Origin of the sequence: Bradyrhizobium sp. B025 (genome assembly GCF_042257955.1) — a bacterium.
Classification (GTDB): domain Bacteria; phylum Pseudomonadota; class Alphaproteobacteria; order Rhizobiales; family Xanthobacteraceae; genus Bradyrhizobium; species Bradyrhizobium diazoefficiens.
This window is the reverse complement of record NZ_CP170150.1, coordinates 5,737,129-5,760,509: the sequence shown is the minus strand read 5'-3', so window position 1 is coordinate 5,760,509 and position 23,381 is coordinate 5,737,129. Positions and strand designations below refer to the sequence as shown.

Sequence of the window (23,381 nt, the reverse complement as noted above, 5' to 3'; positions counted from 1 at the left end):
TTCTTTAGCAGGTAGGCTGACAACTTCAACCGCTCCCGAAAGGGCGGCGGGGCCCGATCTTGTTGACAAGACTGCGAGAATCGCTCTGATGTGACCTCTTCTGCTGGGCGGGTATGAGCATGAAGGCCGTGATTCTGGCGGGTGGATTCGGGAGTCGCATCACCGAAGAGAGCCACATCAAGCCGAAACCCATGATCGAGATCGGCGGCAAGCCGATCCTTTGGCACATCATGAAGATCTTCTCGTCGCACGGGATCGACGAATTCATCATCTGCTGTGGCTACAAGTCCTACGTCATCAAGGAATATTTCGCGAACTACTTCCTCCACATGGCGGACGTCACCTTCGACCTCGCCAACAATGCGATGGAAGTGCACAACAAGTTCGCAGAGCACTGGAAGGTGACGTTGGTCGACACCGGCCTCAACACCATGACCGGTGGCCGACTCAGGCGCATCAAGGACTATGTCGGCAACGAAACGTTCTGCATGACCTACGGCGACGGGCTCGCGGACGTCGACATCGGCGCGCTGCGGGAGTTTCATCGCGCTCATGGACGTCACGCCACGGTCACCGCGATCCAGCCGCCGGCGCGTTTCGGCGCGCTCGATATCGGCGACGACGTGGTCAGGCATTTCGAGGAGAAGCCGCGCGGCGACGGCCGCTGGATCAACGGTGGCTTCTTCGTGCTGGAGCCGGCGATCTTCGAGTATCTCGGGGACGACGCCACCATCTGGGAGCAGGAGCCGCTCAAGCGCCTGTCGCAGGACGGGCAGCTTGCGGCCTACCGCCACGCCGGCTTCTGGGAGGCAATGGACACCCTGCGGGACAAGGTGCATCTGGAGCAACTCTGGGAGAGCGGGCAGGCGCCCTGGAAGCGTTGGCAATGAATCCCGGCTTTTGGAGCGGCAAGCGTGTTCTCGTCACCGGGCACACTGGCTTCAAGGGTGGTTGGCTGGTCGCGTGGTTGCGCCATCTCGGCGCCGAGGTCGCGGGTCTCGCGCTGCCGCCGTCGACGACGCCCAACCTGTTCGATCTGGCGCAGACTGCGCAGGACATCGACTCGGTCTTCGCCGATATCCGCGATCCGCTCGCGGTCAAGGCGGTGTTCGACCGATTCCAGCCCGAGATCGTGTTTCACATGGCCGCCCAGGCGATCGTGCGGGCATCCTATGACGATCCGGTCGGCACCTATGCAACCAACGTCATGGGCACCGTGCACGTCTTCGAGGCGGTGCGGACCTCCGGCGTGCGCGTGGTGGTCAATGTCACCAGTGACAAATGCTATGATAACAAGGAGTGGGTCTGGGGCTACCGCGAGACCGATCCGCTCGGCGGCAAGGATCCCTATTCCAGCAGCAAGGCCTGTGCGGAACTGGTCACGGCGGCGTACCGGTCGTCCTTCTTCTCCGGAGCGAGCCGGATCGGCTTCGCCAGCGCCCGCGCCGGCAATGTGATCGGGGGCGGCGACTGGGCGCAGGATCGTCTCGTCCCGGATGTGATCGCCGCGATCCGCAACGGACAGCCCGTCCCGGTCCGCAATCCCGATGCGGTGCGGCCCTGGCAGCACGTGCTCGAGCCGCTGTCGGGCTACATTCTGCTCGCCGAGCATCTGTGGCGCGATCCGGCTGCCTTCTCCAGCGAATGGAATTTCGGCCCCGAGGCCGATAGCGTGCGCACGGTGCGCTGGCTGGTCGATCGCCTCGCGCTGCTGTGGGGTGTTCCGCCGCAGCAGATGCCGCAGCCGGGACAGCATCCGCACGAGGCGCGGCTGCTGTCACTGGATAGCTCCAAGGCGCGGGCTCATCTCGGCTGGGCGCCGCGTTGGGGCCTCGATCGTGCCGCCTCCGCCGTGGTGGAGTGGTACAAGGCGTTCGAGCAGGGCGCCGCGGTCAAGCCGGTGATGGTTGACCAGATCGACGCTTTCATGAACACAAAGCGGGACTAGCCGCTCTTCAAATCGGATCAATATGATGGCCACCACGTCGCCGAGACCGCTTACCGAGATCAAGAGTTGCGAGGTCTGCGGCAGCGACAAGCTCGTGCCGGTGCTCGATCTCGGCCTGCATCCCCTGTGCGACGACCTGGTGGCGGTCGGCGAGTCGCGCCAGTGCCGCGAATATCCGATTCAGATCGATTTCTGCCCGACTTGCGCCACCGGCCATCAGCGCTTCCAGGTGCCGAAAGAGGATCTCTTCCCCAAGGACTACCATTACCGCTCGCGCTTCACGGCCGATGTGCTCTCGGGGATGAAGGGTCTCGTGGCGACCTGCGTGGAGCGGATGGGGCCGCTGACCGGCAAGATCGCGCTCGACATCGGCTGCAACGATGGCAGCCTGCTCGATTTCTTCCGTGAGGCCGGCGCGACAACGGCCGGCATCGAGCCGACCGGCGCGGCGCAGGACGCCGCCGCCAAGGGCCATTTCGTGGTGCAGAACTATCTCAGCACGGAGACCGCGGCCGAGATCCGTCGCGCCGTCGGCACGCCCGACATCATCACCTTCACCAACGTTTTTGCGCATATCGAGGATCTGAACGGCGTGCTTGCGGCGCTGAAGGCGCTGCTCGGGCCCGAGACGGTGATCGTGATCGAGAACCACTATCTCGGCGCGGTGCTGGACCGGCATCAGTTCGACACCTTCTACCACGAGCATCCGCGGACCTATTCGTACAAATCGTTCAGCTTCATCGCGAGATCGCTCGGCCTTGACATCGTCAATGTCGAGTTTCCCGCGCGCTATGGCGGCAATATCCGCGTCATTCTCGGACATGCGGCGAAGAGCGATGCCGTCGCAGCCGAGATCGTCGCGCGCGAAAACAATTTCGAAGCTGAATTCGCCCAAATCGCACGCGACGTCGAGCTCTGGAAGGCGCGCAAGGGCGAAGAACTGATGAAGATCATCGCGGCGCATGGTCCGGTCAGGGCCAAGGCGTTTCCGGGCCGTGCGGCGATCCTTGTCAAGTTGCTGGGGCTGACCGAAAAGGAGATCATTGCCGTCCACGAGAAACCCGGCTCGATCAAGATCGGGCACTATGTGCCGGGCACGCGCATTCCGATCGTGTCCGACGACGAATTGTTCGCGCATGGCGACCAGGGTAAGCCATTGCTCAATCTCGCCTGGCACATCTCGCGCGAGATCCGCCAGTATCTCCAGGACAACGGTTACAAAGGTCCGGTGATCGACGTGCTCGGCGCGGACGATTTCCATGCCTGAGGCGCCCGTTTTCACGATCCTCGGATCGGGTTTCGGGATGTATGGATATCTGCCTGCGCTGATCGAGTGCGGGATGAAGGTGGCGCTGCCGGAGCGCTACCGTGCGGTGGTCGGCGGGCGCAGCGAGCTCGTCCAATATGTGCCCGAGGTGATTTGGTGTGCCGGCACCGAGGAGGCGTTGGCACAGGCGAGCGGTGCGGTGGTTGCGCTTCGCCCCAGCGATCAGGCCGGCTGGATGGCGCGGCTGGCAGACATGCCCGACATCCGCGAGGTGATCCTGGAAAAGCCGGTCGCGCCGACGCCGCAGCTTGCGGCGCAGCTCATCGAGGCGTTCGAGCGCGCCGGCAAGCGCTATCGCGTCGGCTATACCTTTCGTTTCATGCCGTGGGCAGAGCGGCTTCGCGCGGTGCTCGGCGAGAGAACCGATGGCCTTTCGCTGGACTGGAGCTTCATGGCGCATCACTACCGCGCCAATCTCGCGAACTGGAAGCGGTTCGACGCCAGTGGCGGCGGTGCTCTCCGCTTCTACGGCATCCATCTGATCGCGCTTCTTGCAGAGCTCGGTTACGACGAGGTCTCGTCGTCGGTGGTAGGCGGACCGTCCGACGCTGAGACATCGTCATGGGAGGCCGTGTTCACGGCCAAGGCGCTGCCGCCATTCACGCTGCGTGTCGACAGCCGCGCGCCACAGACCTGGTTCAGAATCACCGCGGATCCGCGCGTTACGCTCGTGGACCAGTCCGATCCCTTCGCATCGGTCGAGCCGGCCTCGGTCGACGTTCGCGATCCCAAGGTCGCCCGAGATTCCAGGGGCGCCCGCGATCCCAGGGTCGACGTGCTGGCACGTTTGTGCCGCTCGCTCAGCGAGTCCGACGCGGGCCATGCGCAGCGTCAACGTGACATCATCGCGCTGTGGATGCGAATCGAGCAGGCCTCCTGGCTTTCGCAGGCAGGCTGACGCTAGCGCTCATCCGCGATCACCTTGCCGTCGTTCGGCAGCGTGCCGGGGCCCACGAGCTCGATTGCGCCGCCGAGTTTCGTCACCGCCCGCAATGTGCTTGCGATCTCCTCGCGCAGTGTTTCGTTCGCCGCCGCCGTTTCCGCTTTCAGCGTCATCGCGTCGGTTTCGCCCTGGCGAGTGACGACGAGGCGCAGGCGGCCGAGCGCGGGATGGCGCTTGGCGATCTCGGCGACCTGCTCGGGACGGACGAACATGCCCTTGACCTTCGTGGTCTGGTCGGCGCGGCCCATCCAGCCCTTGATGCGCATGTTGGTGCGACCGCAGGGGCTGGTGCCCGGCAGCGCGGCGGTGAGATCGCCGAGCGCAAGCCGGATCCAGGGATGGTGCGGGTCGAGCGAGGTGACGACGATCTCGCCGACGTCTCCCGGCGCCACGGGATCGCCGGTGCCGGGCTTGACGATCTCCATGATCAGGTCCTCGTTCACGACCATGCCTTCACGGGCCTCGGTCTCGAAGGCGATGAGGCCGAGATCGGCGGTGCCGAAGGCCTGGTAGGCGTCGATGCCGCGCGCCTTGATCTCGGCCTGGAGCGAGGGCGGGAAGGCCGCACCCGAGACCAGCGCGCGCTTGATCGAGGAGACGTCGCGGCCCGTGGTCGCGGCAGCATCGAGCAGGATCTTCAGGAAGTCCGGCGTACCGCTGTAGCCGACGGGACGGTAGGCTTCGATCAGCTCGAATTGCTGCTCGGCATTGCCGGGACCTGCGGGGATCACCGCGCAGCCGAGCGCGCGCGCCGACGAATCGAAGATGAAGCCGCCGGGCGTGAGGTGGTAGCTGAAGGTGTTGAGCACGATGTCGCCCTCGCGGAACCCGGCCGCGAACAGCGCCCGCGCGCCGCGCCACGGATCGGCCTGCCGTCCCTCCGGCTCGAAGATCGGACCCGGGGAGGTGAACAGCCGGGCGAACGAGCCTGGTGCCGCCGCCACGAAGCCGCCGAAGGGCGCCGAGGCCTTGTGCAGGGCCGGCAGTTCCGATTTGCGAAGCACCGGCAGGCGCGCCAGCGCCGCGCGCGTGGTCACGGCGTCCGGATCCATGTCCTTCAGCCGCTCGGCATAGGCGGGTGCCGTCATCGCGCTGCGCAGCACGGCGGGCAGGCGCGAAAACAGCTCGGCCTCGCGCGCAGCCTGCTCGCGCTTCTCGAGGGCGTCGTAATGGGCGGTCATGGCTGATCTTTCCGTGTTGGCATCCGTTGCGCGCCGCCGCTGGCATGGGTATCAGACGGCCATTGTCGGGACGTGGAGAGAGCGAGATGGCGGAGGAACCGATCATGGCGGCGGAGGAGACGGCCGGCGTCGTCGCGCGCCTGAAACGCCGCATGATCGAGGAGGCGATGCCGCTGTGGTCGACCGTCGGCTGGGATCATGAAGCGGGCGGCTTCATCGACCGGCTGCACCGCGAGGGCACGGCGGATGCCGCCGCGCCGCGGCGCGTGTTTGTGCAGGCCCGCCAGATCTACTGCTACGCCAAGGCGGCGCAGATGGGCTGGTATCCGGAAGGGCGCGCCATCGCGCTGAAGGGGCTGGAGCACCTGCTGGCGAAGGCCAAATCGCCCGACAGCAAGCCCGGCTATGTGCACCGGCTGACGCCGGAGGGCGCGGTGCTGGACGGCCGGCGCGATGCCTATGACCACGCCTTCATCCTGTTTGCGCTCGCGACGGTCTACGCTCTCGACAGGGATGCGCAGGTGCGCGCCGAGATCGACGCGCTGCTCGCCTTCCTCGACGGCCATCTGCGCTCGCCGCATGGCGGCGTCCACGAAGGTCTGCCGGTCTCGCTGCCGCGCCGGCAGAACCCGCATATGCATCTGTTCGAGGCGATGATCGCGTGCTTCGATGCGACCCACGACCTGTCGTTCCAGAACCGCGCCGGCGAGTTCTTCGCATTGTTCCTCGCCAACCTCTACGACAAGCAGAAGCACGTGCTGTCGGAGTATTTCGAGGAGGATTGGTCCAAGATCGAGCCGGTCAGCGTCGAGCCGGGCCATCAGGCGGAATGGGTCTGGCTGCTGAAGGGATTTGAACGCATCACGGGCTGTCCGACCGGGCAGCGGCGCGGCGAACTGCTGACGACCGCGCTGCGCTATCGCGACGAGGCGACGGGCTGCCTGATCGACGAGGGCGATGCAAGCGGCAACATCCGCCGCAGCACGCGCCGGCTGTGGCCGCAGACCGAGATCGCAAAAGCGTGGATCGCGCAGGCCGAATCCGGCGAGGCCGGCGCGGCGGAGGAAGCGCGCGCCGCGCTGGTGCGGCTCGAGCGGCATTATCTCAACCATCCCGTTCGGGGCGGCTGGTACGACCAGTTCGATCGCGACGGCAAGTCGCTGATCGACACCATTCCTGCGTCGTCGTTCTATCATGTTCTCTGCGCAGTCACGGAAGCGGGGCAGGTTTTGGAAGGTTAAAGCAGTTTTGTTTTGACGCGTTTTCTTCACGCGAACCGGTTCCCACTTCGCTTGAAAACGCTACAGCCAACGCTTGCGCCGCTTGAAGCTCTTGAGGTTTTTAAAACTCTTGCGCTGGTCGCCGGCGCCGCCGAGGTAGAACTCCTTGACGTCCTCGTTGTCGCGCAGCTCGTCGGCGGTGCCGTCGAGCACGACCTTGCCCTGCTCCATGATGTAGCCGTGGCCCGCCACCGACAGCGCGGCGCGCGCGTTCTGCTCGACCAGGAGGATGGTGACGCCGAGATCGCGGTTGATCTTCTGGATGATGGAAAACACCTCCTTCACCAGCAGCGGCGACAGGCCCATCGACGGTTCGTCCATCAGGATCATCTTCGGACGTGCCATCAGCGCGCGGCCGATCGCGAGCATCTGCTGCTCTCCGCCGGAGAGATAGCCGGCAAGGCCGGTGCGCTCCTTCAGGCGCGGGAAATAGTTGAAGACCATGTCGATGTCGGCATCGACCTCGCGGTCCCTGCGGGTGAACGCGCCGAGCTTGAGGTTTTCCAGCGAGGTCATGTCGGAGACGATGCGGCGCCCCTCCATCACCTGGAAGATGCCGCGGCGGACGATCTTGTCGGGGTCGATGCCGTTGATGCGCTCGCCCTCGAACAGGATCTCGCCGCGCGTGACCTCGCCGTCCTCGGTCTTGAGCAGCCCCGAGATCGCCTTCAGCGTCGTCGACTTGCCGGCACCATTGGCCCCGAGCAGCGCCACGATCGCGCCCTTGGGCACGTCGAGGCTGAGGCCGCGCAGCACCAGGATGACGTCGTCATAGACGACCTCGATGTTGCGCACGCCGAGAAGGGGTGGCGCGGGCACGGCAGTGGGACCGGGACGGGTTGCTTCGATAGTTTGGGACATGTGTCTTCATTCTCCGCTGTCGTCACCCGCGAAGGCGGGTGACCCAGTATTCCAGAGGCGCCGAAGGTTCATCGAGAAGCTGCGGCGTACTGGATCCCCCGCTCCAGTGCGCAATTGCGCACAAGGCGGGGGATGACAGTTGCGTGTGTGGGAGTAGTGAGGCTCACCACCCCAGCAATTCCGCTTTGCGCGGCAGCTCGACGGTCTTGACCTTCTCGAGCTTGATCGTGCCCTTGGCCATCAGATCGTTGAGGTCGCCGTCGGTCGCACCGGCGATCTTGGTGCGATAGAGGTCGACCTTCAGCGTGCCGCGGTGGTCCTTGTCGGTCCAGGTCGAGGGATTGCAGACGCCGTCCATTCCGGCTGGCACCCAGTCCTTTTTCTGGTAGAAGCCCTTGGCGACGTTCTCGCCGGTCGCCCCGCCGTTCTTGGCAGCCCAGTCGAGCGCCTCCCTCATGTAGAGCGCCGAGCAGACCGCCGCGACGTAATGTACGGGCCGGTAGACCTTGCCGGTGGGGTCGGACATCTTGGAGATCTCCATCACCGTCTTCATGCCGGGCGCATCGCCGCCCCAGCTCACCGCGGTGCGCAGCGGGAAGATCACGCCGTTGGCAGCATCTCCGGCGGTCTTGGCGGCGTTCTCGTCCATGCCCCAGACATTGCCGAGGAACTGAATCTCGACGCCGGCGGTCTTGCAAGCCTTCAGGACGGAGATGTTGGAGGCCGCGGTGTTGCCGAGATAGGCGTAGTTGGCACCGGAGGATTTCAGGCTCAGGCACTGCGCGCTGTAGTCACCCGGTGTGAGCGCGAACACCAGCGGCGGCAGCACCTCGAAGCCGAGCTCCTGCGCCATGGCTTCGCCTGCGGCCTTCGGCGCGTTCGGATAGGGATGGTTGGCGCCCATGTGAACGAATTTCGGCTTGCCGGGCTTGCCCTTGGCCTTCCAGTCCTCGGCCGCCCACATCAGCATCGCGCGCAGCGAGTCCGAATAGCTCGGACCGTAGAAGAAATTGTAAGGCGCGGGCTTGGCCTTGCCGCTGACGCCTTCGGGATCGGTCAGCGCGGCGGCATAGGAGCCGGAGAGATCGGGGATCTTGTCCTGGGCGAGGAAGCCGGTCAGCGCCTCGGTGTCGGCGGTGCCCCAGCCCATGATCGCCGCGACCTTGCTGTCCGGCGCCGACCATTTCTTGTAGAGCGCGATCGCGCGCGGCACCTGGTAGCCGTAGTCGTTGGTGTCGACATTGATCTGCTTGCCGCCGACGCCGCCATTCTTGTTGACCCAGGCGAAGGTGTCGGCGACGGCCTGGCCGTAGGGCGTGCCGACGTCGGAGGTGCCGCCGGAATAGTCGGCGAGATGCCCGATCGCGATCTGGGCCTGCGCGCTCGCCGAGAATGCGGCGATCACCAGCGCGAGCGATGCAGTGCTCAAAAGGGATTTTGTCTTCATTGGTTGCCTCCTCCTGTTTATTCGTTGGTTAGTAAGTTTCCCGTTCTCAATGCGAGAACGGGTAGAGTTTCCAGTACGCCTTGATCTGCCGCCAGCGATGCGCGAGCCCGTCAGGCTCGAACATCAGGAACGCGATGATGATCACCCCGATCGCGATCTCGCGCAGGAAGGTGATGTTGTTGTTGAGCGACAGCGCCTTGTCGATCGCGCCGCCCTTCAAATAGATGCTGAGGAATTCCATCGACTCCGGCAGCAGCACCACGAAGGCGGTGCCCATCAGCGTGCCCATGATAGAGCCGGTGCCGCCGATGATGATCATCGCCAGGAACAGGATCGAGCGCTCGATGCCGAAACCTTCCTGGGAGACCACGAGCTGGTAGTGCGCATAGAGCGCGCCGGCGATGCCGGCGAAGAAGGCGGCGAGGCCGAACGACAGCGTGCGGTATTTGGTGAGGTTGATGCCCATGATCTCCGCGGAGAGATAATGGTCACGGATCGCCACCAGCGCGCGGCCGTCGCGCGTGCGCATCAGATTGGTGACGAGGATGTAGCTCGCCAGCACGTAGGCCAGCACGACGTAGAAATACTGCTTGTCGCCGCGCAGGGTGAAGCCGAAGATTGAGAACGGATTGGCGCTGGCCGGCACCGAGCCGCCGGTGAACCATTCGGCGCGGGAGAAGAAGTCGAGCAGGATGTACTGCGCGGCGAGCGTCGCGATGACGAGGTAGAGCCCCTTCAGCCGCGCCGCCGGAATGCCGAAGACCAGCCCGACCAGCGCGGTGACGACGCCTGCGAGCGGGATCGCGAAGAACACCGGGATCGGCGCATTGTTGGAGATGTAGGCCGAGGTGAAGGCGCCGAGCAGGAAGAAGGCGGCATGCCCGATCGAGATCTGGCCGGTGAAGCCGACCAGGATGTTCAACCCGAGCGCCGCGATCGAGAAGATGCCGATCTGGATCAGAATGCTGAGCCAGTAGCCGCCGAGGAATTGCGGCACGAGGCAGAGCAGCAGCACGCCCACGATCGCAAAATTGCGGCTGGTGGCCGTCGGGAAGATCGTGGTGTCGGCCGCGTAGGAGGTGCGGAAATCACCAGCAGGGATGAGGGCAGGGCCGGCCATGGGTCAGATCCGCTCGATGTCGTGGGTGCCGAACAAGCCGTAGGGCTTGATCATCAGCACGATGATGAGGACGTAGAACGGCGCGATCTCGTAGAGATTGCCCCAGTGCAGATACTCGCTGTCGACATATTGCGCGACGTTCTCGAGCAAGCCGATGATGATGCCACCGAGCACGGCGCCGCCGACGGAATCGAGCCCGCCGAGGATCGCCGCCGGAAACACCTTGATGCCGTAGGCGGCGAGGCCCGAGGACACCCCGTTCACCACGGCAACCACCACTCCGGCGACCGCTGACACCGTTGCCGAGATCGCCCAGGCCATCGCGAACACGCTTTTCACGGAAATGCCGAGCGACTGCGCGACCTGCTGGTTGAACGCGGTGGCGCGCATCGCAAGGCCGTATTTGGAAGCGCGGAAGAACCAGGCCATGCCGATCATCATCGCGACCGAGACCACGAGGCTCATGACATAGACGGTCTGGATCTGTAGCCCGAACAAGCTGACGGACTGGCTCTCGAACACGCGCGGGAACGGCTGCGGGTTGACGCCGAACATCCATTTCAGCGTGGCCTGGAGCACCGTCGAGAGGCCGATCGTCACCATGATCACCGAGATGATGGGCTCGCCGATCATCGGCCGCAGGATCAGGACCTGGATGGCGATGCCGAACACGAACATGAACACCAGCGTCATCGGCATGCCGATCCAGAACGGCACCTGGTATTTCGCAAGCAAGGCCCAGCACACCCAGGCGCCGACCAGCAGCAGCTCGCCTTGCGCGAAATTGACGACCTGCGTCGCCTTGTAGATCAGCACGAATGACATCGCGACCACGCCATAGAGCGTGCCGACCACGAGGCCGTTAACCAGGAGCTGGATGAGGAAGGCGGTGTTCATGTTATGCTATCCTTCGCCTCTCAGGGAGGGGGGATCGATTGCTGGTGCGGTCTGCATTGGAAGCGACATCACTCCGCCGCCTCCGCCAGATGTCCGGGGCCGCCCAGATCCACCACCCGCAGCGTGGTGCGCACCCTCTGCGTGGTGCCGTCCTGGAAGCGGATCACGGTGTCGACGGGGATGTCGGCATCGCCGCGGTAGATCGCGTCGATGATGCCGGCGTATTTCTCGTTGATGACGCTGCGGCGCACTTTTCGCGTGCGGGTGAGCTCGCCGTCATCGGCATCAAGCTCCTTGTAGAGCAGCAGGAAGCGCGAGATGCGCTGCGCCGGCGGCAGCGTGGCGTTGACGGTCTCGACCTCCTTCTGGAGCAGCGTGTAAACCTCGGGCCGCGAGGCGAGGTCGCTGTAGGTCGTGAAGGTGAGGCGGTTCTTCTCCGCCCATTTCGAGATGATGGAGTAGCGGATGCAGATCATCGCCGCGAGCGCGTCGCGGCCCGCGCCGAGCACCACGGCTTCGGCGATATAGGGCGAGAATTTCAGCTTGTTCTCGATGAATTGCGGCGAGAAGCGCTCGCCGCGCGAGGTCTCGGCGAGATCCTTGATGCGGTCGATGACGACGAGCTGCCGGTTGGCGTTGAAATAGCCGGCATCGCCCGACAGCATCCAGCCGTCCTTGATGTCGGCAACGCTTGCCTCCGGGTTCTTGTAGTAGCCGAGGAACATGTTGGGATGCCGCACCACGATCTCGCCGACGCCGTGGACGTCGGCATTGTCTATGCGGATCTCGACGCTGTCGGCCATCGGCACACCCGTTGTGTCAGGATCGACCTTGCCCTCGGGATGCAGCGTGTAGGCTCCCAACAGCTCGGTCTGGCCGTAGAGCGTGCGCAGCGGCACGCCCATCGCCTGGAAAAACTTGAAGGTATCGGGCCCGAGCGCCGCACCGCCCGTCGCAGCCGAGCGCAGGCGAGTGAAGCCGAGCCGGTCGCGCAGCGCGCGAAACAGGATGGCGTCGGCAAAACCCGAGCGCTTGCCGTCTGCAAGCGCGGCCAGGCCCGACTTCATCCCGATATCGAACAGGCGCTGCTTGAAGGGCGTGGCGTCCATCACCTTGGCACGAACGTCGGCGGCGATCGATTCCCAGACGCGCGGGGCGAACAGCACGAAGGTCGGCGCGATCTCGCGCAGATCGTTCATCATCGTGTCCGGCTCTTCGACGAAGTTGATCTTCATCCGGCAGAGCAGGCCTTTGCCGAGCACATAGACCTGCTCCATGATCCACGGCAGCGGCAGCACCGAGACGTATTCGTCGTCGGGTCCCTTCGGATCGAAGGCGAGATAGGTCGCGCAATGGCCGAGCACGCGGCCGGCGGCGAGCATTGCGAGTTTTGGATGCGAGGTGGTGCCTGACGTGGTGCAGAGGATTGCGACATCCTCGCCCTTGGTGGCGTCGACGAGCTTGTCGTAAAGCCCAGGCTCGCGCGCAGCACGGGCGCGGCCGAGCTCGGCGAATTTCTCCGCCGACAGCAGCCTGGGGTCGTCATATTTTCGCATGCCGCGCGGGTCGGAATAGATGATGTGCTTCAGCCGCGGCACGCGGTCGGCAAGGGTGAGCAGCTTGTCGACCTGCTCCTCATCCTCGGCGAAGACCAGCTGCGCCTCGCCATAATTGAGGAGATAGGAGGCCTCTTCGTCCAGTACGTCGCGGTAGAGCCCGAGGCTCAGGCCGCCGATCGCGTGGGTGGCGATTTCCGCGGCGACCCAGTCCGGCCGGTTGTCGCCGATGATGCCGATGACGTCGTTGTGGCCAAGGCCGAGCTCGACGAGGCCGAGCGCGAAATCGCGCACGCGCGTCTGGTAATCGTTCCACGTGAAGACACGCCACAGCCCGAGATCCTTTTCGCGCAGCGCAATCTCGTTGCCATGCTCCCTGGCGTTGAGCCGGAGCATTTTGGGATAGGTATCGGCCTGCGCGACGCGGCCTGCATAATCCATCATGCCGCGCTCTCCTGCGCCGGCGGCGCATCGTCCGGATCGACCAGCACCTCGTCCTCCTCGCCGAGATAGGCGCGCCTGACGTGGGGATCGGCGAGCACCGCACCCGGATCGCCCTCGGCGATCTTGCGGCCGAAATCCAGCACCATGACGCGGTGGGAGATGTCCATCACCACGCCCATGTCGTGCTCGATCATCACCACCGTCATCCCGAATTCCTCGTTGAGATCGACGATGTAGCGGGCCATGTCCTCTTTCTCCTCGAAGTTCATGCCGGCCATCGGCTCGTCGAGGAGGATGAGGCGCGGCTCCAGCGCCATGGCGCGGGCGAGCTCGACGCGTTTGCGCAGGCCATAGGAGAGGGTGCCGGCTTGCGCTTTCCGCACCGACTGGAGATCGAGGAAGTCGATGATCTCCTCGACCTTGCGGCGATGCGCGAGCTCTTCCTTGCGCGCGCCGGTGAGCCAGTAGAGCGAGCCCGTGAGGAAATTGTTCTTCAACAGGTGATGGCGGCCGACCATGATGTTGTCGAGCACGCTCATGTGGTGGAACAGGGCCAGGTTCTGGAAGGTGCGGCCGATGCCGAGCGAGGCGCGGGCGTTCGGCGTCAGGCCGGTGATGTCGCGGCCCTGATAGAACAGCTGGCCCTCGGTCGGCTTGTAGCGGCCGGAAATACAGTTCACGATCGAGGTCTTGCCGGCCCCGTTGGGGCCGATGATCGAGAACAGCTCGCCCTCCTTGATGGCGAAGCCGACATCGGTCAGCGCACGGACGCCGCCGAACCGCAAAGACACGCCGCGCACTTCAAGACTGGTAGCCACCAAACAAGTCCCTCCCCGGTGATGGCGCTTTCTTTGGCGCTCTTCGTCGGTTCCTGTCGGGCGATCCTAGTACGGTCGTGCCGGCCAGACCATGCAGCTATTGGTCTCGACCGGACCCGCGAGGCTCTCGCTCCCGTTAGGGATCAAAAGCCGCATCGCCCGAGGTGGCCCTCAATAGGGGAAAGCGCTATTTTGAAATGTCTCCGGCCTGACAATTCTGCGACAAAGTTTTTCAGGCGAGGCGGCCTTCATCTTTCGTCGGATGGCGGTGGATGCGGTCGTGTTGCAGTGCAACAGAAGGGCGGAGTGACGAAACGGTGCGGCTGGCTTCGGGATCATGATTTCAGAGGATCAACTGAAGCGCATCGCCGCTTGGTCGCGCGAGCTCACGCAAGCTGAGATCGAGGTCGCTCGCGCCGGAATCACGGAGCGGTCCTACGGCATCGGCGAGGCTGTGTTCATGCGCGGCGACACGTTCGGCTATTGGGCCGGCATGGTCTTTGGCCTTGCCCGGATGGGCGGGGTGTCGCGCGACGGCAAGGAGACGAGCCTTGCCGGGCTGACCGCGGGAGCCTGGTTCGGCGAGGGCAGCGTGCTCAAGAACGAGCCGCGCCGCTACGACGTGGTCGCGCTGCGCAACAGCCGTGTCGCGCTGATGGAGCGCAGCGCCTTCATGTGGCTGTTCGAGAACAGCGTCGGCTTCAACCGCTTTCTGGTCCGCCAGCTCAACGAGCGGCTCGGCCAGTTCATCGGCATGCTCGAGGTCAACCGTACGCTCGATGCGACCTCGCGCCTCGCGCGCGGCATCGCCTCGCTGTTCAACCCGATCCTCTATCCGGAATCGACCGCGCATCTGGAGATCACCCAGGAGGAGATCGGGGCGCTCTCCGGCATGTCCCGCCAGAACGCCAATCGCGCGCTGAACCGGCTGGAGAAGGAGGGCCTGCTGCGACTCGAATATGGCGGCGTCACCATCCTCGATATCGAGCGGCTGCGCGGGTACGGGGACTAGGGCGCCCCGTCATCGCGCATTGGCGGGGGCGTGCAGGGGCCAGAGGTCCGCGCGCCAGCGCACCGCGATCGCCGCCATCGCGATGAACCCCGAGACGGCATAGAGCGAGCCCGTCGCGGAATAGCCGATGAGGTCGATCAGGCTGCCGGCCGCGAGCAATCCGAGCGGCAAGCCGTAGATCACCATCATGCGGACGCCCATGACACGGCCGCGCAGATGCGCGCTCGCCGTGCGCATCAGGATCACGGCGGCCGATATCATCGACATGCTCTGGGCGATGCCAGCGAGAGCGAGGCAGGCCATGGCGACGGGCATGGTCCTGATTTCGACGAACACCAGCAGCATGGCGTACCAGGCCAGCGTCGCGCCGATCAGAAGCCGGGCAATGCGCAGGCCGCCGACCAGGCTGAGCGTGATGGAGCCGATCAGCGAGCCGACGGCGAAGCTGGCCGAGAGATAGCCGAGCCCGGTCTGGTCTGTATGAAAGATGTCCCGCGCGATGTAGGGCAGCAATCCGCCCGTGAAGGGAAATGCGGTGAGATTGGCGAGGAAGGCGACACACAGCGCGGCGCCCATTCCGGGGCCATTCCAGGCGTAGACAATCCCTTCCTTCAGCTCGTCGAGCAGTTTTGAAACGGCGCGGCTGTTCGCCGGCAGGTCTATCGTGGCAACGGTCCTTTCCGGTCGGGTCAGGCAGGACATGAGAATCGCGGCCACGAGGTAGAGGCTGGCGACTGCCGCATACACCAACCCAATGCCGAGCACGGCGAAGAGGCCGGCGCCTGTCAGCGCTCCGGCAATGCGGGCGCTGTCCTGGGTGGTCCGTGACAGGCCGATCGCGCCCACCAGCTGCTTGGCCGGCATGATGTCGGCGAGCAGCGCGCTGCGAATGCCGAGATCGGAGGAGCGGATCAGGCCCATGATTGCAACGATGATCATGACGTTGAGTGGCGCCAGACGGCCGGTCAGTGCCAGCACCATGATGGTCGAGGCGAGCGCCGTATAGGTGAGGCGCAGCACGACAAGGAGATCGCGATGACCCATGCGGTCGCCGATCATCCCGAGCACCGGTGCAACCAGCGTTCCCACATATTGCAGCGAGGCGAGAATGGTCAGCAGCAGCACCGATCCGGTCTCGACCAGGATGTACCAGCCGAGCACCAGCGTTTCGATCTCGAACGCCCAGGAGGTGAGCAGGTCGGACGGCCACTGGAAGCGATAGTTGCGGATGCGGAATGGCGCGAGCGCGGATGTGCTCAAGATGCAATGACGGGTTTCACGGCGATTCCCTGCCCTTATTCTTGTTCTTTCTAATCCGGCAACGTAGCGCTGACACTGCTCGTGTCAATCAGCGCTGCCGCATACCAACCCGCTCGAACGCCACAAGGTTGCCGCGCGGCTTCTGGGGTCGCTGTTTCTCGTGAGCGTCGTCGTGTCGCCTTCCCAGGCGGGTCCGCAGGACATGCTCGCCTTGATGCAGCGCACTACGTCGCTCGCGAAGGAGACCCGCTACGGCGAGGCGGTGTGGCTTGCGCGAAAGCTCGTCGGAGAGGCCGAGATAAGCGCGGGCGACGATCGCCGGGGGTGTCTATCCTCAGCACCGAAAGACGGTCCGGTTGCGGGGAGGGGTGAGGCCGCGCGCGCGGCCGTTAACCGACCACCGCTTGCTCTTCCCGTGCGACGAGCCCATGCTTGCCCGGTTCCTGGGCCCGTCCGGCAGGTCCAGGAGATGGCACCATCGCGGCTTCCGCGAGGTCTTGACCCATGAACTGCTCTTGCTGTGGTTTGGAGGTCCAGAGCGGCTTTGCCTTCTGCCCGAAGTGCGGCACGAAGCAGCCGAACGCGTGCCCTGGCTGCGGCTTTCCATGCGCGCCGGATTTCGCCTATTGCCCGAAATGCGGCGCCTTCGTCTCTGAGACCCCCACAGGCGGGCAGGCATCGGCGCGGACGAGCCCGACGACGCTCCCGATCCGGTCCTCCTCTCCGCCGCTCGCGCCGGCGGAGGAGGCTCAAGCCGCATTTCGACCTCAGCTGGACAAGATCGACAGCGAGGCGAACCGCCGCACCATCACCGTGCTGTTTGCCGACCTCAGCGGCTTCACTGCGATGAGCGAGCGGCTCGACCCCGAGGTCATGCAGACGCTTCAAAACGGGTTGTTCGAGGAGTTGACGGCCGCGGTGCAAAGCTTCGGCGGCTTCGTGGACAAATTCATCGGCGATGCGCTGCTTGCTCTGTTTGGTGCGCCGGCGGCGCACGAGGACGACCCAGAGCGGGCGGTGCGCGCTGCCCTCGACATGATCGACCGGACGGCGCGCCTCAGCGAACGCGCGAAGGCGTATGCAGGTTCACCGCTGCTGCTCCATGTCGGCATCAACACCGGGCACGTCGTCGCGGGCGGGCTCGGTGCGGGTGTTGCCAAATCCTATTCGGTGACCGGCGACACGGTGAATACCGCCCAGCGACTACAATCGATGGCGGCTCCGGGCGAGGTGCTGGTCGGGCCGTTGACCCACCGTCTGACGCGGCATGCGTTCTCCTATGACTCGCTTGGCGAGGTCTCGCTCAAGGGCAAGATGGGCAGCGTACTGCTCCACCGTCTGAAGGAGCCGCTCGACACGCCCCGTGCGGCGCGAGGTCTCGACACGCTGGGCCTCAATGCGCCGTTGATCGGGCGCGACGCCGAGCTTGCGCGCATGATCGGCAGCCTTGATCTCGCGTGCGGCGGCGCGGCTCAACTGGTGCGGCTGGTCGGTGAGGCCGGCATCGGGAAGACGCGCCTGGTCAGGGAGTTTGTCGCCCGCATCCGCGATCAGGATCGATTCGCAGGCGTGGCGATCCGGCAGGCGGCGTGCTCGCCGCTCGGCGAACAGTCCTACGGCACACTCGCCGCCGTGCTGCGCAGCGCCTATGGCATCGCGCAGAAGGCGGGCGCCACCGAGGCGGAGGCGAAGGTCGCCGAAGCGCTGTCGGAGCTTGGTCTCGCGACTGACGAGGCCGACCGCCTGATGCCCCTCTATCTGCACGTACTCGGCCTCGGCGACCCCAACGCCGTGCTCAGGCACGTCGAGCCCGAACAGCTCCGCCGGCAGATATTCTTCGCGATCCGCACCGTCTTCGAACGCCGCCTGGCACTGTCGCCACTGCTGATCATCGTCGAGGATCTGCATTGGGCCGATGCGGTGTCGCTTGAAGCGTTGCGCTTCCTGATGGACCGACTGGAGCGGACGCGGCTGATGCTGCTGTTTACGCATCGGCCGATGCTGGAACCGGACCAGTTCGGTTCGAGCAGGATCAGTCACACAACCCTCCGGCTGCCCCCGCTTGGCGACGCCGACGGGCAAAGGCTGCTCGCGGCCTATTTCAGTCACGGTTGGCGTGAACCACCGGGACGTCTGTTCAGTCGAATCCTCGATCGCGCCGGCGGCAATCCGCTTTTCCTCGAGGAGATCATACGCGGCCTGATCGAAGCCGGCACCCTGGAGCGCGACGGCGTGCAGTGGCGGATGACGTCGGATGAAGCCGCCGATATTCCGGCAAGCATTCAGGCGTTGTTGCTGGCGCGTCTCGACCGGTTGCCGCATCAGGTGCGCCGCCTGGCACAGGAGGCCGCGGTGATCGGCCCGCGTTTTGATGCGGCTGCTCTCGGTGCGGCGGCAACCGAGCCGGCAAGGGTCGAAGCAGGGCTCGAACTTCTGTGCGACGCGGAAATCGTCGAGGAGATCGCGGGCTCGAACTCGATTTCGCTGCGGACCTACCGCTTCACGCAAACCATGCTTCAGGACGTGATCTATCAAAACCTGCTTCTGCAGCGCCGGATCGAGCTTCATGGACGGATTGGTGGGGCGCTCGAGAGGCTGTATGGCCATGAGCCCGAGCGCCTCGAAGATCTCATACTGCTCGGACATCACTTCAGTCTGAGCGCGAGCAAGCCGAAAGGCGCGCGCTATCTGCGCGCGGCAGGCGATCGCGCACGCGCCAGCTATGCCAATGACGATGCCATCCGTCTCTACCAACAGGCCCTCGCCGTGCTGTTGGCCGGCGGCGAACGGGAGCCGGAACGTCTGGTCCTGTACGAGCGGATCGCGGACCTCTGTGGCGCGGCTGGCCGCCGGAACACGGCCGAGGAGCACTATCAGAGCGCGTTGGAGGGGCACCGCGCCCTAGAGGACCGGATCAGCGAAGCGCGAATTCTTCGCAAGCTTGGCCGATTGCTGTGGGACGCCGGCAAGCGGATCAAGGCAGAGACGCATTACGCCGAGGCGGCCAACCTGCTTGGAGGGATCGACGCGCCCATCGAGTGGGCGCATCTCTTGCAGGAGCGCGGCCGTCTCGCGTTTCGGACGGGCGATCACGTGGCCGCCGCAAGATGGGCAGACGAGGCGCTCGGCTATGCACGGTCCGTACCGGCGGACGCGGACGAGCAGGGTGGGCTCGAGGCGGCACGTGCCATTGCGGAGGCCCTCAACACCAAGGGGGTTGCGCTGGCGCGGCTTGGACGACACGAGGAGGCGGTGCGCGAGGTGGAGCAAAGTGTTGCAGCCGCCGAAACTGCCGGCCTCCTCAACGTAGCCTGCCGCGGCTACACCAATCTCGGTGTGCTCTACACGATTGTCGACCCGGCGAAAGCCGTGGAGGTCTGCCGGCGTGGACTCGATGTCGCGCGTCGGATCGGGGATCTCGGCTTCCAGGCGCGTCTTCTTGCCAATTTTGCCGTTGCCTGTTGCACCTTCACGGACAGATGTACCGAAGAAGGGGTGCCGGCTGCCGAAAAGGCGATCGAAATCGACCGTGCGCTCGATCAGCGCGAGCATCTCGCCGTGCCCTTGATCGTGCTCGGGCAAATCCATCAATGCCATTTCCGCCCCGATCTGGCCGCCCTCTGCTACAACGAGGCAATCGAGGTGGCGAACGAAACCGGCGAACCGCAGCAGCTTTTTCCATGCTATGATGGTCTCGCCACGCTAAGCCTTGATCGAGGCGACATGCCCGAGGCCGACCGATATTTCGCGCTGGCCCATGATGTCTGCGCCCGCCACGGGCTTGATCCCGCCGGGCTGATCGTACTGCCGTTTCTCGACTAGGTCATATGAAGGAGTTCAACCATGTCAGAACTTCATGTCGACGGACCGCTTCAACCGGGCGATCGCGCACCGAACATCGTGCTGGACGCCATCACACGCGATGGAACGATCGCGCTCCAGGATTTTCGTGGGCATAGCCCGATATTGATCGGCTTGTTTCGAGGGCTGCACTGCCCGTTCTGTCGGCGCCATATCGCGGCACAGGCGCAACTTGGCGCAGCGCTGCGCGACAAGGGCGTCGAAAGTCTCACGGTCGTGAATACGCCCATCGAACGCGCGCGGCTCTACTTCCGCTATCATCCCTTGCCCGATCTGCTCGCCGCGTCCGACCCCGAGCGGGTCTCGCACCGCGCGTTCGGCCTGCCCAATCTCGAGTTTACGGACCACGAGACCGAGTGGCCGCGCAAGGTGGGTATGGACGTCGTCATGAGCATGCAGGTCGATATGCCCGGCGAAACGCCGGGGCCGATGAATCGGCTGGCGGCTGCCGAATACCTCAACAACAAGGATGGCTACGAGATGATGGAGGCCGATCAGCGCATGGCGGCAACCGGCCAGGGCCAGCTGTTCGGCCAGTTCCTGCTCGATCGCGAGGGGATCGTGCGCTGGACCTTTACTGAGGTTCCTGAAGGCGGCCAGCGCATGTTCGGGGCTCCGAGCCCCCAGGAGTTGATGTCGGCCGCCTCGCAGGTGGCGAGCTAGGCATCGTCGCCTGGTGATTAACCCGCCACCTTCGGCCGTTTCTCGGCGAGCGCTGCGGCCATCGCCGAAATCAGCGGCCGCATGAAATACGCATCTTCCGCCGGTGCGATGTCCGTGCGCAGGCCATGCGCGGCGAGCTCCCCCGACACCGCAGGGCCCACCGACGCAATCAGCGTCCGCTCCAACCCTGCGCGGAACTTCGCTTCGCTGCCATGTGCCTTTGCGGCTTCGATCAGGCGGCGGACCTGGCCGAGATTGGTCAGCGCGATGGAATCGATCCGTCCCTCCGCCATGTCGTCGATGGCGGCGACGATGTTGGCATCCGCCGCCTTTGAATCGTAGACATAGGGCAGCACGGTATCGACCTCGGCGCCTTGCGCCGAGAGTGCGCCGGTCAGGGTGCTGTGGTCCTTGTCCGGATAAAGCTGGAGGCCGAGGCGCCGCCCCTTCAGGTCGAGCTTGCCCAGCATCTCGATCACGCCCTCGGTGGTCGGCTTCTCCGTGGTCTGCTGCGCCTCGAGCGAGATCTCGCGCAGCGCCTTGCCGGGCTTCGGCCCGCGGGTGAATTTTCGCGATTTGGCGAGGGCCGCGACCAGAGCCTGGTCGAGACCACGGGTCCGCGCGAGCTTCATGATCCGCCGCAGGCCTTCGCCGGTCATCAGCACGAGATCGTCAAACGGCCTGTCGATGGCGCGGCGGATCCAGGCCTCGACCGGGGCCGGGTCCGGCGCATCGTGGATGGTGAACATCGGGCACTGCACGACATCGGCGCCTTGCTCGGCGAGGAGCTTTGAGAACTGCGCCTCCTCGCGCGTTTCCAGGATCAGGATGCGGTAGCCGTTCAAGCGGTCGGCCATGGGCGTGCTCCGGTACAAATCGCAATGGTCCGTTCATCCTGACTCTGCACTTTATGTAGAAGCAAGTCTTGGGATTGGCACAAGGGCGGGGTCGGTGATAGAGCAGGGCGCAAATCGCGAGTTGTTCCGCATCATTTGCCCAAACCTTCATCAAGAGCCATGCCCGATCATCAATATGTCCTGACCCTGTCCTGTCCGGATCGCCCCGGCATCGTCTCGGCGGTGTCGACCTTCCTGGCCCACAACGGACAGAACATTCTCGACGCCCAGCAGTTCGACGACGTCGAGACCAAGAAGTTCTTCATGCGGGTGGTGTTCACCGCGGCCGATCTCGCCGTGGAACTCACCGCGCTCCAGACCGGCTTTGCCGCGATCGCGGAGCGCTTCGGCATGGAGTGGCAGATGCGCGACCGCGCCGCGCATCGCAAGGTGATGCTGCTGGTGTCGAAGTCCGACCATTGCCTGGTCGACATCCTCTATCGCTGGCGCACCGGCGAATTGGCGATGGTCCCGACCGCGATCGTCTCCAACCATCCGCGCGAGGTCTATGCCGGGCTCGATTTCGGCGGCATCCCGTTCCACCATCTGCCTGTGACCAAGGAGAGCAAGCGCGAGCAGGAGGCGCAGATCCTCGATCTCGTCGCCAAGACCGGAACTGATCTCGTCGTGCTCGCGCGCTACATGCAGATCCTGTCGGACGATCTGTCGGCCAAACTGTCGGGGCGCTGCATCAACATCCACCACTCGTTCCTGCCCGGCTTCAAGGGCGCAAAACCCTATCACCAGGCCCATGAGCGCGGCGTGAAGCTGATCGGCGCCACCGCGCATTACGTCACGCGCGATCTCGACGAGGGCCCGATCATCGACCAGGACGTCGAGCGCATCAGCCACCGCGACACGCCCGAAGATCTCGTCCGCAAGGGCCGCGACATCGAGCGCCGCGTGCTGGCGCGCGCGATCCGCTACCATCTCGACGACCGCGTCATCCCCAACGGCCGCAAGACCGTGGTGTTTATGGATTGATGTGTCTTCACCTCTCCCCGCTTGCGGGGAGAGGTCGGATTGCATCGAAGATGCAACCCGGGTGAGGGGGACTCTCCGCGACTCCAACTGTCACCGTCCCCGTGGAGACTCCCCCTCACCCCAACCCTCTCCCCGCAAGCGGGGCGAGGGAGCGCACCGACCTAGCGCACCGCGCCGCTCGACGGAGTGCCCGTCGCGCCCTTCTGCGCCTGCTCTTCCTTCTCGCGATCGGCCGCCGGCAGCAGCCGCTTGCGCTCGCGCTCCTTCATGTAGGCGTCGTATTGCGGCGTGCCTGCCCGCGGCGGGGCGTCGGCCGGCAGGCCTCCGGCCCATTGCGGGACGTAATCGCCGACGCCGGCCGACAGCTTCTCATTGACCGTGCCGCAGCCGGACAGCCCCACGGCAAGCGCGAGGAGGGGCAGGAGGGAGCGGAAAGGCTTGGGCATTGTGGGGGCGCGCTGGTTCGGTCTGGTTGGACGCCGGGTCAGGCTGGCGCCGCGAGAGTAGCCTTCAACAAGGTAAAATAGACTTATTCGAGGTAGGTAATAAGTTACCGGGTTGGAGCCGGCGCGAGGCCCCAGATGTACCAATTCTGCAAAAGAAAGACGAAATCTTCCATCCACGCGGCCCGTCGCGTTTCTAGACTGCGGCGCCGGCCTCGCGACAACGTGGCTTGGCCCGGCGAGGGGGCTTTTTCGTTGACAGGTCCATTTTATTTGTACAATCGTACAAATAAAAGCGGCCAAGGTCGGGGCGTTCGGGTCACCTCGACGTAACCGCGACATCACTCCCCGCCGTCGGAAATCGGGACGCTCGGCTTGCGCCGAATGGTCGCCAAACGTCCGATTGACAAGGGGGGCGCCAAGGACGCCATGTGGCGCGC

The 23,381-nt window shown here is 64.8% G+C and carries 19 protein-coding genes; 9 read left to right on the top strand and 10 right to left on the bottom strand.

The annotated features are described in order from the left end of the window. Positions 1 to 119 precede the first annotated feature (119 nt). Genes rfbF through ACE10W_RS26945 form a run of 4 tightly spaced genes read left to right on the top strand, consistent with a single transcriptional unit; the run spans position 120 to position 4,173 of the window. Complete coding sequence (gene rfbF / locus ACE10W_RS26960) at positions 120 to 890, top strand: glucose-1-phosphate cytidylyltransferase (protein WP_375762092.1); 771 nt, start codon at positions 120 to 122, stop codon at positions 888 to 890. Then, complete coding sequence (rfbG, locus tag ACE10W_RS26955; protein ID WP_375762091.1) at positions 887 to 1,948, top strand: CDP-glucose 4,6-dehydratase; 1,062 nt, start codon at positions 887 to 889, stop codon at positions 1,946 to 1,948. The genes rfbF and rfbG overlap by 4 nt, the downstream gene beginning before the upstream one ends. A 25-nt stretch (positions 1,949 to 1,973) precedes the next feature. Beyond that, entirely contained in the window at positions 1,974 to 3,215 is a 1,242-nt protein-coding gene (locus ACE10W_RS26950; protein ID WP_375762090.1) for a class I SAM-dependent methyltransferase, read from the top strand. Further along, a complete protein-coding gene (locus tag ACE10W_RS26945; protein ID WP_375762089.1) occupies positions 3,208 to 4,173 on the top strand; it encodes a hypothetical protein in 966 nt (321 codons plus the stop codon). Before ACE10W_RS26950 ends, ACE10W_RS26945 begins: the two co-directional genes overlap by 8 nt. A gap of 2 nt (positions 4,174 to 4,175) precedes the next feature. Here ACE10W_RS26945 and ACE10W_RS26940 read toward each other — a convergent pair whose 3' ends face one another. Further along, a complete protein-coding gene (locus tag ACE10W_RS26940) occupies positions 4,176 to 5,399 on the bottom strand; it encodes a phenylacetate--CoA ligase family protein (protein ID WP_375762088.1) in 1,224 nt (407 codons plus the stop codon). A gap of 86 nt (positions 5,400 to 5,485) precedes the next feature. Between ACE10W_RS26940 and ACE10W_RS26935 the strand changes: the two genes are divergently transcribed. Then, the gene (locus ACE10W_RS26935; RefSeq protein WP_375762087.1) at positions 5,486 to 6,640 is read left to right on the top strand and encodes an AGE family epimerase/isomerase; all 1,155 of its coding nucleotides are present in this window, start codon (positions 5,486 to 5,488) and stop codon (positions 6,638 to 6,640) included. Positions 6,641 to 6,700: 60 nt separating this feature from the next. On the opposite strand, the gene ACE10W_RS26930 is transcribed toward ACE10W_RS26935, so the two are convergent. The 6 genes from ACE10W_RS26930 to ACE10W_RS26905 all read right to left on the bottom strand — a co-directional run bounded on the left by ACE10W_RS26930 (position 6,701) and on the right by ACE10W_RS26905 (position 13,822). Further along, entirely contained in the window at positions 6,701 to 7,540 is an 840-nt protein-coding gene (locus ACE10W_RS26930; protein ID WP_375762086.1) for an ABC transporter ATP-binding protein, read from the bottom strand. A 163-nt stretch (positions 7,541 to 7,703) separates the two neighbouring features. Further along, a complete protein-coding gene (locus ACE10W_RS26925; RefSeq protein ID WP_375762085.1) occupies positions 7,704 to 8,987 on the bottom strand; it encodes an ABC transporter substrate-binding protein in 1,284 nt (427 codons plus the stop codon). Between the two features lie 46 nt (positions 8,988 to 9,033). Next, on the bottom strand, positions 9,034 to 10,107 hold the full coding sequence (locus tag ACE10W_RS26920; RefSeq protein WP_011088706.1) for a branched-chain amino acid ABC transporter permease: 1,074 nt from the start codon (positions 10,105 to 10,107) through the stop codon (positions 9,034 to 9,036). A gap of 3 nt (positions 10,108 to 10,110) precedes the next feature. Continuing rightward, complete coding sequence (locus ACE10W_RS26915; protein ID WP_011088705.1) at positions 10,111 to 11,004, bottom strand: branched-chain amino acid ABC transporter permease; 894 nt, start codon at positions 11,002 to 11,004, stop codon at positions 10,111 to 10,113. Between the two features lie 68 nt (positions 11,005 to 11,072). Continuing rightward, the gene (locus tag ACE10W_RS26910; protein ID WP_375762084.1) at positions 11,073 to 13,004 is read right to left on the bottom strand and encodes a long-chain fatty acid--CoA ligase; all 1,932 of its coding nucleotides are present in this window, start codon (positions 13,002 to 13,004) and stop codon (positions 11,073 to 11,075) included. Continuing rightward, the gene (locus tag ACE10W_RS26905; protein ID WP_011088703.1) at positions 13,001 to 13,822 is read right to left on the bottom strand and encodes an ABC transporter ATP-binding protein; all 822 of its coding nucleotides are present in this window, start codon (positions 13,820 to 13,822) and stop codon (positions 13,001 to 13,003) included. The genes ACE10W_RS26910 and ACE10W_RS26905 overlap by 4 nt, the downstream gene beginning before the upstream one ends. Before the next feature lie 337 nt (positions 13,823 to 14,159). Here ACE10W_RS26905 and ACE10W_RS26900 point away from each other — a divergent pair, with 337 nt between their 5' ends. Beyond that, positions 14,160 to 14,834, top strand: coding sequence for a Crp/Fnr family transcriptional regulator (locus ACE10W_RS26900; RefSeq protein ID WP_375762083.1), 675 nt, complete (start codon positions 14,160 to 14,162; stop codon positions 14,832 to 14,834). A gap of 9 nt (positions 14,835 to 14,843) precedes the next feature. On the opposite strand, the gene ACE10W_RS26895 is transcribed toward ACE10W_RS26900, so the two are convergent. Continuing rightward, a complete protein-coding gene (locus ACE10W_RS26895; protein WP_375762082.1) occupies positions 14,844 to 16,094 on the bottom strand; it encodes an MFS transporter in 1,251 nt (416 codons plus the stop codon). Between the two features lie 504 nt (positions 16,095 to 16,598). Here ACE10W_RS26895 and ACE10W_RS26890 point away from each other — a divergent pair. Continuing rightward, positions 16,599 to 19,916 (top strand): adenylate/guanylate cyclase domain-containing protein, encoded by a 3,318-nt coding sequence (locus tag ACE10W_RS26890; RefSeq protein ID WP_375762081.1) that lies wholly within the window; start codon positions 16,599 to 16,601, stop codon positions 19,914 to 19,916. Between the two features lie 21 nt (positions 19,917 to 19,937). Continuing rightward, a complete protein-coding gene (locus tag ACE10W_RS26885) occupies positions 19,938 to 20,618 on the top strand; it encodes a redoxin domain-containing protein (RefSeq protein ID WP_011088698.1) in 681 nt (226 codons plus the stop codon). 17 nt (positions 20,619 to 20,635) lie between these two features. Here the strand turns inward: ACE10W_RS26885 and ACE10W_RS26880 are convergent, their stop codons facing one another. Next, complete coding sequence (locus ACE10W_RS26880) at positions 20,636 to 21,475, bottom strand: uroporphyrinogen-III synthase (RefSeq protein WP_375762080.1); 840 nt, start codon at positions 21,473 to 21,475, stop codon at positions 20,636 to 20,638. Positions 21,476 to 21,634: 159 nt separating this feature from the next. Here ACE10W_RS26880 and purU point away from each other — a divergent pair, with 159 nt between their 5' ends. Continuing rightward, positions 21,635 to 22,498, top strand: coding sequence for a formyltetrahydrofolate deformylase (gene purU, locus ACE10W_RS26875; RefSeq protein WP_060908260.1), 864 nt, complete (start codon positions 21,635 to 21,637; stop codon positions 22,496 to 22,498). Between the two features lie 161 nt (positions 22,499 to 22,659). Here purU and ACE10W_RS26870 read toward each other — a convergent pair whose 3' ends face one another. Further along, positions 22,660 to 22,944: a hypothetical protein gene (locus ACE10W_RS26870; RefSeq protein WP_060908259.1), complete on the bottom strand. Its 285-nt coding sequence runs from the start codon at positions 22,942 to 22,944 to the stop codon at positions 22,660 to 22,662. Between the last annotated feature and the right edge of the window lie 437 nt (positions 22,945 to 23,381).